This is a genomic window from Paenibacillus antarcticus (genome assembly GCF_001637225.1).
Classification (GTDB): Bacteria; Bacillota; Bacilli; order Paenibacillales; family Paenibacillaceae; genus Paenibacillus_AQ; species Paenibacillus_AQ antarcticus.
This window is the reverse complement of the sequence record NZ_LVJI01000030.1, coordinates 12,966-25,580: the sequence shown is the minus strand read 5'-3', so window position 1 is coordinate 25,580 and position 12,615 is coordinate 12,966. Positions and strand designations below refer to the sequence as shown.

Sequence of the window (12,615 nt, the reverse complement as noted above, 5' to 3'; positions counted from 1 at the left end):
GTTGCTCTAGTACTTGAATACGTCTAACCGACCGGAAGGTCGATATCATCCTGCCAATCTAGTATTAGCTCCGTATCAGAAACAAAGTTCAAAGGAAGCAACACATACTTTGATTTGTAATAGTCGTCATGACTGCCACCCCACCGATCGCCTAAATACCAGTAACTCATACTGCCGTCTTGCTCTTCTAGCGGTATTACACAGGTGGGCTGGGAGCGATACGTTGTTTCGTCGCCCAGATCTTTAGGCAAACACCAATCCCCTGATATGGAAGTTGCATAGGCATAGCCACTTTGGTTCGGTGCCCAACCGGTACAACCTGAAGTCAGCATATAATAAAGACCGTTGCGCTTGAACAGTGTTGGAGCTTCTCCTTGCTGACCTGGCCACAGAACATGCACCAATCTATCAATACTTAAATAATCATCCGAGAGTTTATAGATGTGTAAGTCGTCATTATCTCGTGCTGCCGAAATAAAATAACCTATACCATCATCATCTTTAAATAGCGTACAGTCACGTGACATATGCCCAATCGGATTAAAACTTCCCAAATAGGTATAATCCCCATCGATGGTATCACACACGGCTACGGCGCAACGTGCGTGACTATAGTCGGAAGGACGTTCCCAATGCATCCACATCACATATTGTTGTGTTGTTTCGTTATATAACACTTTGGGACGCTCGATGTTACATCCTTGACCGATTTCCGCCTGCTGCTCAGGTATATCCAATTCTGGAGAAGTTCTCACACAATGCGAAGCCGTGTGGGAATCAACGGTCAGAATATGATTACAGAAGGACCAAGTCACGAGATCGGTCGAAACATAGCACGAAACCTTATTACGATCAGTGCGGTCTTCACCGATCCAATAGAATTTCCCACGATCCTTGAGTATATGTCCTCCATGTGCATGTACTACATTTCCATTTTGATCTATTGGTAAAAATACCGATTTCATTATACGTATCTCCTTTAGATGTAGAAGAAGTTTTTAATGTTTAACCTTTAATACCGGTACTTGCAATTCCTTGAATAAAATATTTCTGTGATAGAGCAAAGAGAATGACTGGAATAATCACAATAATACAAGCCCCTGCCATCTGTAATGCGTAATCCGTACCCGCCTCTTGCTGGAAGTATTCCAATCCCACGGTGACTAACTGCTTATCTATACTCGATATAAAAATAAAAGGATTAACAAAATCATTCCACGTCCATATAAAGGTGAATAACAACATCGTTACCAGTGCTGGAACAGCAAGCGGGAGAATAATTCGATAATAGATTTTAAACTGTGAACATCCGTCCACGACCGCAGATTCTGAAATCTCTTTAGGTAGACCCATAAAGAACTGCCTTAGTAAGAATATAAAGAATACATCAAAGGTTGCAGGAAGAATTAATGCCCAACTTGTATCGTAAATATGCAAATGTTTATACAACATGTATCTCGCAATAATCGTTGTATCCGGTGGAATCATCATCGTTGAAATAAAGAGAAAGAAAATAGCCTCTTTGAATGGAAAATTCAATCTTGCAAAAGCGTAAGCGGCCATCGTTACGACAATGAATCGAGCAGCCATGGTTAAAATAACAATATAGACTGAGTTGCCATACCATTTGAAGAAATAATCGTGTTTAAAAATAGTCTGAAAATTATTCCAATTTATCGTTTCCGGTATCAGGTTAAGCGGCTCAGCAAACACAAGTGCATTTGTCTTAAATGCCGCAGAGATCATAAACAAGAAGGGGACAATCATCATCAGACCCATCAGAAAGATTACGAAGGAAATTAGAAAAGTCGATAACTTGAATTTGGATTGGAGCTTATTGTTAGTCTTTAATAATGAACCCACTTCTTTTGCCCCTTCCATTGGATGATTGTAATAATTAAAATAATAACGAATAAAATGATCGCTTGGGCTGCCGCATAACTGTATCGATTATACGTAAATGCTTCCTCGTAAATATTTAGTGAGATAACCCTTGAAGAAACCCCAGGTCCTCCATTCGTCAAAGAACGCACCGATGCATAGTTCTGAAAAGAGTTAATAATACTCGTAATGATGAGGAAAAAAGTTGTTGGCGAGACCATCGGAATGGTTACATGTTTTATTCTGCGCCATCTTCCTGCCCCATCTAGTTCTGCTGCTTCATATAAATCTTTAGGTACACCTTGTAATGCAGCTAAGAATACAATCGTCTGGAATGCAATATTCTGCCACACATTAATCAGTGCAATGGTCGGAAGAGAAGTACTTACCCCTCCTAACCACAACGGTGGATTATCAATTCCTACAAGATTTAATAAGGCATTTACTGGACCGTCATATGGATCCAATATGATTGACCACACCATAGCAATTGCAATTACGTTCGCAACGTATGGAACTAATATCATCGTCCGACTGACTGGTCTGAAGTAGAACTTCCGATTCAGGAGAGAGGCTAATAGAAAGGAAAGAATGATCACACCTGGTACATATACCAATGTATATATAAAACTTTTTACGTAGGCACTCAATGCGATATGATCATGAAATATCCGTACAAAATTATCAAATCCTATAAAATTAAAGCTTGGTTTCAACGTGTTATAATCTACAAAACTAATGAATATTGCGTATATAAGTGGAAATATATTAAATGTGAGAAAACCAATGAAAAATGGAAGAACGAATAATAATCCTGCTCGTGCTTCATCTGTTCTAAGCATAGCTCTTAATGATCTCAAGCCTATTCACCCCTCAAAATAGTAGGTGGGCTACACTATGGTAGCCCAACCCGTCATGAATCAGAATCGTTAAGTTTACTTCGATGTCTGATCTTTAATCGCTTGATCTGCACGTTCTTTAATGGATTTAACAGTATCATCTAGTGATTTCTCTCCGATTAGATACAATTCACTTTCTTGCAATATGATACTGCTATATTCCGAAGCCGCAGTACCAACAATTTTTTCATCTGAGAATCCAAGATTATTATCATACATCGCCTTGTTTATATCATCGACCGTTATTTCTCCATCTAGCTTATCCACTAGGGTCTGGAACATCCCTTTAATATCTTCCGCCGATAACTTAACTTGTGCAGGCAAGTTACCTGAATATTTGTAGTCATTCTCCGCATAATATTTCACAAATTCAAAGGCTTCTTTAGGATTTTTCGTGTTAACATTGATCCCTAACCCTTGGACTATACCAATATTGTTGTTACCGGTGCCATCAGCTGGTGTCGGCAACTCTGTCATTCCGAATTTCCAGTCACGAGGATAAGCTTCTTTATCCAAGAACATATTCGTATACCAACTTCCAATAACATGCATCCCATATTTCCCTGTCATAAAACCATCCCATGCTAATTTTTTCGTTTTAAATTCTAGCCAGCTTGGTTGTATTTTGTGTTTGTTACCTAAATCTCCGAAAAATTGTAACGAGTCCTTAAACATTGGATTGTCATAATTCGAACTTCCATCCTCTTTATAGCCTGAAACTTCTTTTTGACGTGTAGTTAAGTACATATAGTTATCATAGTCAAGCATATATGAACCATAAATGCCTTTATCCTTGTCTGTTAATTTCTTGGCCGTTTCGATATATTGATCCCACGTCCAAGCCCCTGAAGGATACGGAACATTTGCATCGTCAAAAATTTTCTTATTGTAGTAGACAGCCCATTTGTTAACTGCAAACGGAAGACTATAAATGTTACCGTCATATTCATTCAAATATTCACCAAATATTCCTTTTGCATCATACTTTTCTGTACTTATTAAGTCATTTAGGGGGAGTAATGATCCGCTTTTAGCATATTTATCTAAGAGAATCGGATTCGTCAGAAGTATAAGATCGGTAGACTTGTCACCTGCTCCTAGCTCAATATCTATTTTTTTATATATTTCAACGCCATCACCGGGAACAATATTAAATTCCAAGTTAATACCTGTGTCTTTTTTGAATGCTTCTACCACACTCAAAAAGTTACTATCTTTGGCACGATTTCCATCCACATAGATTCTCAACGTTGTTGAAGTCGTTGATTCAGAAGAATTAGGTGTTCCCTCTGCTGAATTTGTATCCGTCGCTCCGCCTGATCCGCAACCTGCTAATAAACTTATTAACATGGAAACGACGAGAACCAATTTTAATCGTCTGTTCATTTCTATACCCCCATTGATTTATATTGTTGATTACAATTTCAGTATAGAAGATTTCATAGCTTGTATTAATGCATAATCCTTTGCGAACTTATCTTATCCAATTCAATTTATTGGACATGAAGGTGATCTTAACTCGCGATCGAGTCACTTCTTATCTTATCTATTGAAATATTGGATTATTTTAAGATTTAATGTAAATCATCACGAAAACCCAAAAAATCCGAGGTACCTAATAAATAGGCACCTCGGACTACTCAATATATTATTAGTGCTGTTATTGTACGCCTTTATCTGTGATCAATGTATCTACTCTGCTTTTGATGGAATGAACCGCATCATCTAACGATTTGACACCAATCAAATATAATTCTCCCTCTTCTAAAATAATCTGGCTATACTCTAAGGCCACAGGCCCAGATATTTTTTCCTTCATAAATCCTAAATCAGTGTTATATAACGCATCATTAAATTGCTGAGCCGTAACTTCCCCGTTCAACTTCTCTTCCGTTTTTCGAAAAATGCTCATTCGGTCCTCTTCCTTTAAGTCGATACGTGCAGGTAAGTCACCTGTAAACTTATAGTTATTCTCTGCGAAATATTTAACAAACTCAAAAGCTTCTAAAGGATGCTTACTATATTTATTTATTCCAATACTATTTACATTTCCTAGATTATTGTCTCCTAATCCATCTGAAGGGGTAGGTAATTGCGTAATTCCAAACTCCCAATCTCGAGGATATAATTTCTTGTCTAAGAACATGTTGGTGTACCACGTTCCGATCAAAGTCAATCCATACTCGCCTGTCATAAACCCGTCCCAAGGTAATTTCTTCGTCTTGAACTCTAGCCAATTCGGCTGAATTTGATAAACATTTCCTATTTCCGCGAAGAGCCTTAAGCTTTCTTTAAAGGATGGATGATCATAATTGGATAATCCATCTTCTTTATATAAAGGTATCCCCTTTTGTCTTGCAATAAAATACAGATAGTTATCATAATCCAGCATGTAGGAACCGAACTTGTGGCCTGCAACCATTAATTTCTGTGCAGTCTCAATATAATCATCCCATGTCCATGCACCTGATGGATAAGGGATGTGGGCATCATCAAATATTTTTTTGTTATAGTATACGGCCCAGCGTCCTGCACCAGCTGGTAAACTATAAATGTTATCATTATATGTAGTGATGTAATCACCGTATATACGATCCACATCGTACGCTTGCTCATCTATGAGGTCATTTATCGGAAGTAACATATTGTTTTCACTATACTTGTCCAAAAGAATTGGATTCGAAAAAAGAATAATATCGGTATCACTCTTTTTGGAGCCGAGATCAATATCAATCTTCTTATAAATATCCTTCCCGTCCCCAGGAATTAAGTTGAATTCCAATTTATAATCTGTATCCCTTTCAAATGCATGAACTACATCCAAAAAGTTGGTATCCTGCGCTCTGATCGAATCAACATATATTTTCAACACCGTTTTCTCTTCCTCGATAATACCGTTAGCGTCCAGACTATCGACGAACTGAAGCTTGCTATTGTTGTTTATCCCACATCCTAACAGTAAACCTGTCGTCATTATTATCATGGCGAATGATTTCACATATACTCGTAAAGTTCTATTCATGCTGCACCCCCATTCATAGCATCATGCGATCTATAGCTTATACTTTGCAGGTGGCATACCTACAACTTTCTTAAATACTCTGCTGAAATACTGCTCACTTTCATAACCCACCATTTGACCAATCTCATACACCCGATAATGAGTCGTTAATAAATATTCCTTTGCTCTATCAATACGGTATCTCGTCAAATATTCAACTAGACTTTCACTTGTTTCCTTACGGAATAAAGTACTTAAATAATTCGGTGATATATTCAATTCGTCAGCGATGCCCTCAAGTGAGACATTCGAAGAATAATGTTTATGAATATACTGTTTCGCTTGATGAATTAATTTACTAGATTCACCCAAGCTGTTGAATATACTAGATATAGAATTCTCAAACTCCTCGAACCATACAATAAAATCAAAGTTTGTATGTAAATGTTCTATGGAATGAAAAGGGTTTGAACCCCATACTTCTTCCAGTGTCAAATTCTTGGCTTGATTGGTAATGAAATTACTAATCGACAGCAACAATGTAGAACAAAGACTTTTCAGAACATCTTTAGACCGATCTGAGACTCTCTTTATTTTTTCGATAAGTTGAGCAAGACAGTGCTTTAATTTCTCCATATCAAAAGTATGTAGAACATGTTCAAAATTTTTAATGAAATGATTGATCTCCGATACAAGTTCATCTTTACCTACCTCAAAACGGATCAAATTAACTTGAGAACTTTGGTTGGCATCCTCCAAGGCATCTTTATAGCTGTGTTTAATGGAATGATATCCATTACGTATTTTGGAAGTACCCGTGGACCCCGTAATGTTTAAATATACTTTTAACGCTTTCATGATTGCTCTCATGAGTTCATGCATATCATGGTCCATTTGATCGGATTCTTCATGTGCAAAAACAATGATAATTTCCTTAGACTGAGAAACTACAGCATGTGCAAACCGATAATCTAATACGATTTCCGAAATGATATTTTCAACTGTATATTGGAATAGGTGACGTTCATTTTTTTTATATTTTGGGTAAACCTCCATCCCATTAATGAGAACCACCCCACATTGAAGTCGTTCCTTAGGAAGTAAAATACCTAGTGCATTTAGCTTACTTTGGATTTCTTCCTCTTCGCAGTTTCTGCCCTGAATAATCTCTTTGAGAAAATTATTTTTAACGATTTGGTAATCATTCGCCGTTAATTGTTCAACATAAGACTGCTTAAATTTAGGAAACTGTTTCTGTTCGGCAAATCGTTCATCCTTAATCCTATCCATCGCTCCCAAGAGCTGCTCCGGGGTTAGCTCCAGTTTGAGAAAGTAGTCTTTGGCACCAAGCATCAACGCTTGTTTTACATAGTCAAAATCATCATAGGAGCTAAGAATAATAAAAGCAGGTTGATACGGTCCTTTGTTGGCTTGCTCAATTAATTCAATTCCGTTCATTACAGGCATTTTTATATCCGAAATTACAATATCTGGTTGTAGCTCCTGAATGAGTTGAAATGCTTTTCTTCCATTTTCCGCTTCTCCCACAACCATATAGCCTTTTTCATTCCAAGCTATTAAAGACTTAATTCCAACTCTCGATAACATCTCATCATCAACAATAAGTACTTTAATCATCGTTACCCTCCGCAATTGATGTAATAACCGGCTGCTTAATCTTTACTAGAGTATGGGTTCCACACTCACTTTCAACGAAAAGACCATAGTCTTGTCCAAAAGTTCGTTGTATTCGTTCATGGACGTTGATTAACCCGATACTCCCCTTCTTGTCGTTAGCCATTAGTAGTTTATTCAATACTTCTTGCTCCATCCCCACCCCATTATCATAGATTTCTATCCATAAAACTTCGGATTCTATGAACAATCGAATGGTAATGGTTCCACGTCCCTCTTTGGGCTCAATTCCATGGAAAATCGCATTCTCGATAATCGGTTGTAATATAAATTTTATACATTGATATTCGGTTATTTCTTCATCGAACAAAAATTCTACCTCAAATTTATCGTTGTACCTTAATTTCTGAATTTGAATATAATCTCTTAACAATTCAAGTTCGACTCGAATCGGAATAATTGTATCGTTCATTTTGATTGTATTTCGCAGTAAGCGACCAAGCACCTCAATAATTTCACGTATATTGTCAGCCTTTTGAATGATCGCCATCCAACGTATTGAATTCAACGTATTATAAAGAAAATGAGGATTGATTTGAGATTGCAATGCACGATATTCCGCATCATTCTTCTCTGCTTGCTCTCGCAAATTATCTTGATGCAATCGATCAATACGTTCCATCATATAATTGAAATTTCGATTTAATTGACCAATTTCATCATTGCTCTGAATTTCCACCCTCACAATCTGCTCATTACCTCGCACCCTATTCATCGTTCTCGTAAGTCGTTGAATCGGATTAACGATTCTAGAGGTAATTAAGAACCATACGAAACCGGTTACAAGAAAAGATAGTAGAAATACAATGGTAGTGACTTTAAAAATCATTGTGCTCCCTTGTGTTAGCGTCTTATACGGAATTGTCTCTACCACACTCCATCCCGTATTAGATATCGTCACTCTTGCTGCTAAAAGTTTTTCACCACTCTGATTGGTAATCATCGAATATCCTTTACTCTGAATATTAAGATGATTCTCATATAACTGATTTATAAGACTTGGATCACGATTATATACGATTCGATTATGTGAATCGAGTAAGAATAAATCGTTATTCGGATCATGTTTGGTATTCAACTTATCAAAAAAGAACTGTGATTTAAAGCTTATATATACTAAAGCCTGACTTCCCCCATAATCTAACTTTTTGGTAAGGGAGACGACATATGGATTACGGTAATGAATACCTGCATAATTCTCATGAATACCTATCCATACGAGTTCACCATTGGATTGATCTATCTTTCTAGCCCAGTCTTTCTGCAACAGTTCTTCAACGTTCAAACGCCCTACATCTTCTCCATACCGAATGACTTTCCCATTATCCCCAACAACTACTAGAGATGATATATATGTATACATATTAGAGGCATATGCCCAATCATCGAATACCTGTCCCGCCTTTTTTACGTCAAAGAAATATTCTGTCTCGTTGTCGTATTCTGAAGTGAATATAGATTCGATCGTATGATTTACCTGTAGTAGATCTATGATCCTTATCCACTCCCCCATGTCAAACTCCAGGGATTGACCTAGGTACGATAAGTTATCCATGAAGGATTCGCTGACTCTCTCAGTAAGTAAAGATTTAGAAATAACGTAAGAACTGATACTTATACAAGCTGTGGGTAAAATTAGTACGACTAAAAAGGAAATCATAATTTTCATTTTTATAGTGTTTTTAAAATAACGAATCCTCTTCTCCCCCTAATTCGATTTGGAAATACTTCATTCTAATATTTTCCTGTAATCATCATAATATATCTATTGCTCTAGAAATCCTATGTAAAAATAGTTGAGCTATACGTTATTCACCTTTTTCCTAATCCTACTTTCTGAACACGACCAGATGTCAAATAAAAATAAACCGATCACTGTTGTAGACCAACAGTGATCGGTTTATCTTATTTGTGATGTTATTACCATGTTAACTACGGATCGAAACCGATTCGGGTATTCAGCAACGTTCCTCTGTTCCCTTTATGAGGAGGACAGCTGAAACCTATCTTCCATCGTTTTCCGTATCATAAAAAGAGGGGATTACTTCTCCCCTCCATTGTGTGTTGCACGTGACTATTGAATAATTTTGTTCGCTATAGCTGCGAGATCGCTAATGTCAATGACCTTGTCATTGTTGATGTCTGCAATCTTAACTTGATTCCAGTCCGGACTCGAGTCATCTTTACCGTAGTTCGCCGCTGCGAAGGCCAAATCCCCAATGGACACTTTGCCGTCGTTGTTCATATCACCCGAAATTCCCGATAATATTTGAACACTAAGCGTATTCAATCCCGCTTCAATCTCGTTGCCTATGCCATCTGCGATCATGGCACTTACTACTGCAATACTTCCAACAGCCGATTGCTCTAAATTCTTCGATTTGAAAATCAACTCCAACATTTGAACATCGCCTACTATACCTTCGCTTGCTCCTTGGCTAGCTACAATCAAACGAATCTTACCCGGTGCAGCTTGTTTAGTCTCTATAAGACTAACGCCGGATTTAATGGATTGGGCGGATACAAATTCAAATACATTTGAATCATAATTCAGTGAGATATCTTCAGCGTACACATTGTCTATCACATTTCCTAGGCCTAACACCACACTGTATAGCTGTCCTGCCCTGACCGAATTATCACCAGATAAGGTCGCAATGGGACCTTCCGGGGTATTGCTTCCCACCGTGACTTGACTTACTGCCGTAAATTTTCCGTCAGCGGTTGTCACTGTGAGCGTTGCATTACCCGCTTTCACCCCGGTTACAACTGTTTTTCCATTCGCCACTTCCACTTTAGCAATAGTTACATCAGAACTCGACCAAGTTACGTTCTTGTTCGTGGCATTGTTAGGTAATACCGTTGCAATGAGTTCACTCGTTGCACCAGCTTTTAATGTAACTGCCGGTTTGTCTATTTGAACGCCTGTTACTGTTACGGGATCGTTAACCTTAAAATTAATGGAATACAACTGCGTACTTTTCTCATCTTCTGCCGTCACCTTAATTGTTGTCGTTCCCGGAAGTGCTGTAGCTTCTGTAACGACTGCCTTAGCATAAGAGTTGTATGTCGTTGCCGTGACAGTCGGTACTGTCATCGTTCCAGGAGGAAGTTCTACATCGTATACGTATTTATTTTTGTCGAAACCATCGAGCATGGTGCTTCCAATTTGTATACCACTGAGTGTCGCATTGTCATCTTTAAACAATAATTTGGCATCGGCCCAGATAGAACGGTCGTACCAGTTATTATCTCCACCATCAAGGACAATCAATTTAAGTTCGTTATTCTGAGCTACATTCAAGGAAATTTCTTTCGTTACCTTCTCAGAGCCTTTCATGAGACCGCTGTCAAATCGCTTCGTGCCATCTGTCCATACTTGATATACAATACTACCATTCGGTCGCTGAAAGTCGTCATTCCCAACAAAAGCTTTAAATTCGTGATACTTGCCGTCGAGTTTATATATAATTTCAGAGTTGGAATTCGTCCATATCCCTTTTGGATAGACGACATCATTTATTTTCAAATCATATCCTTCCGGCCCACCTTTATCTTTTCTCACAACGTCCCATCCGCTAACAGCTTTATCCCATGGTAAATCACTTAAGTATTCGAAACCATCTTGACCTACAATCTCGATACTAATCTTTTGTGACCATCCTTCGCTATAATTCATGGTAAATGTGATATTACCATTCGTTAGTGCTTTCAAATATTCTTTTTTGAGAACTAATCGTTCTCCGTCAATGACATAATCTTGACCATTAACTAGTAATTCGCTACCTTTTTTCAAATCAATGAACGATTTCCCGTCCGTTGCCATGGAGACAGCAATATCCTGTTTTGAGTTTTTGCTAAACTGGAAATTATCCATTCCAAATGCTGAATTAGCTTTGATCTTAAGAACTATGATACCATGTGCTGGAACATTAGCTGTATATAAACTACTAAATGAACCTTTATCCTGATGAGCCCATAAGTCACGAACAGATGCTGATCCAGATATCCCTAAGTCATTCCAGTTCACAGTTATATTCGTCGCTGAATTACTCCGATTAAATAATGCCACTGCACCACTGGAGCGGTTCTCCAACGGCTTCGCCCACACTTCTTTGTCCCCGTTTTTTACCACACGAATGCCTTGAATCCCCATAGGATCTTGGTTAACGGCAATCACTTCTTTATTCGTAAGGATTTCCTTCGTCTGTGCGGACATCGTACGTAAGTCATTACCCGCAATGAGAGGTGAAGCCATGATAGCCCACATGCTGAAATGAGATTTATCCTCTTCATAGGTCATTCCATTACCGACCTGCAACATATCCATATGATTGAAGTGGCCCGGTCCTGCATATTGAGCCCATTTTTCATTGATATCAATAATATTTGTAATGGATGAGAAATGAGGTGAGATATCTCCAGAAATTCTCCACTGCGATCCCACATCGGTAACCCACGCCCCAGGGAATGCCCAACTGCAAATTTCATATAACGTAGAAATCCCTATATTATCGATATATTGCTTGATTTTCTTATACTCGGTTTCCTGATCGAGGCGCATTTCTTGTCCACCACACCAATCAACTTTCACAAAATTGTATCCCCATGTTTTAATGTATGTATTAAAATCCAGTTGACCATAGTCATAGCTGCCATCTCCTACGGTTGTATATGGGTCATTGTCATAAATCGTAGCACATCTTTTTCTGCCTGCGTCTGTATAAATTCCCGCCTTTAATCCTTTAGAATGAATATAATCCGCTAATGATTTCATACCACTTGGAAATTTGGGATTAGGTTGAGGCACCCCAGATGCATCTCGTCCACCAATCCATCCATCATCCAAATTCACAAATTGATATCCTGCATCTTGCATGCCACTGCTCACCATCGCATCTGCTTGTTCATGAATAAGTTGTTCACTAATATTAATTCTAAATGCATTCCAACTTGACCAACCCATAATAGGTGTTAGACCTGGTTGATTCTCAGTAACTACCGCATTATTCACTACACCGTCACTTTCCGACGATGCGGCTTGAACCGAAGGGTTTTTCAAACTAAACATCTGTGCAGTCATAAATGTCATAACTAACAAGAAAATGACATATTTTCGAGTAGAAACTTTCATTTCAT

8 protein-coding genes are annotated in these 12,615 nt (G+C 38.1%); all 8 read right to left on the bottom strand.

The window, feature by feature from the left end; translation table 11 throughout:
* Positions 1-23: 23 nt before the first annotated feature.
* The 8 genes from PBAT_RS18790 to PBAT_RS18755 all read right to left on the bottom strand — a co-directional run bounded on the left by PBAT_RS18790 (position 24) and on the right by PBAT_RS18755 (position 12,610).
* Entirely contained in the window at positions 24-965 is a 942-nt protein-coding gene (locus PBAT_RS18790) for a family 43 glycosylhydrolase (protein ID WP_068651805.1), read from the bottom strand.
* A 40-nt stretch (positions 966-1,005) separates the two neighbouring features.
* The gene (locus PBAT_RS18785; RefSeq protein WP_169810138.1) at positions 1,006-1,863 is read right to left on the bottom strand and encodes a carbohydrate ABC transporter permease; all 858 of its coding nucleotides are present in this window, start codon (positions 1,861-1,863) and stop codon (positions 1,006-1,008) included.
* A complete protein-coding gene (locus PBAT_RS18780) occupies positions 1,848-2,741 on the bottom strand; it encodes a carbohydrate ABC transporter permease (protein ID WP_084403261.1) in 894 nt (297 codons plus the stop codon). Before PBAT_RS18780 ends, PBAT_RS18785 begins: the two co-directional genes overlap by 16 nt.
* A 75-nt stretch (positions 2,742-2,816) precedes the next feature.
* On the bottom strand, positions 2,817-4,166 hold the full coding sequence (locus PBAT_RS18775) for an ABC transporter substrate-binding protein (protein WP_068651801.1): 1,350 nt from the start codon (positions 4,164-4,166) through the stop codon (positions 2,817-2,819).
* 274 nt (positions 4,167-4,440) lie between these two features.
* Positions 4,441-5,802, bottom strand: coding sequence for an ABC transporter substrate-binding protein (locus PBAT_RS18770; protein WP_068651799.1), 1,362 nt, complete (start codon positions 5,800-5,802; stop codon positions 4,441-4,443).
* Positions 5,803-5,832: 30 nt separating this feature from the next.
* The gene (locus PBAT_RS18765; RefSeq protein WP_068651797.1) at positions 5,833-7,419 is read right to left on the bottom strand and encodes a response regulator transcription factor; all 1,587 of its coding nucleotides are present in this window, start codon (positions 7,417-7,419) and stop codon (positions 5,833-5,835) included.
* Positions 7,412-9,145: a cache domain-containing sensor histidine kinase gene (locus tag PBAT_RS18760; RefSeq protein ID WP_084403259.1), complete on the bottom strand. Its 1,734-nt coding sequence runs from the start codon at positions 9,143-9,145 to the stop codon at positions 7,412-7,414. Before PBAT_RS18760 ends, PBAT_RS18765 begins: the two co-directional genes overlap by 8 nt.
* Positions 9,146-9,550: 405 nt before the next feature.
* Positions 9,551-12,610: an NPCBM/NEW2 domain-containing protein gene (locus PBAT_RS18755; RefSeq protein ID WP_068651793.1), complete on the bottom strand. Its 3,060-nt coding sequence runs from the start codon at positions 12,608-12,610 to the stop codon at positions 9,551-9,553.
* Positions 12,611-12,615 lie beyond the last annotated feature (5 nt).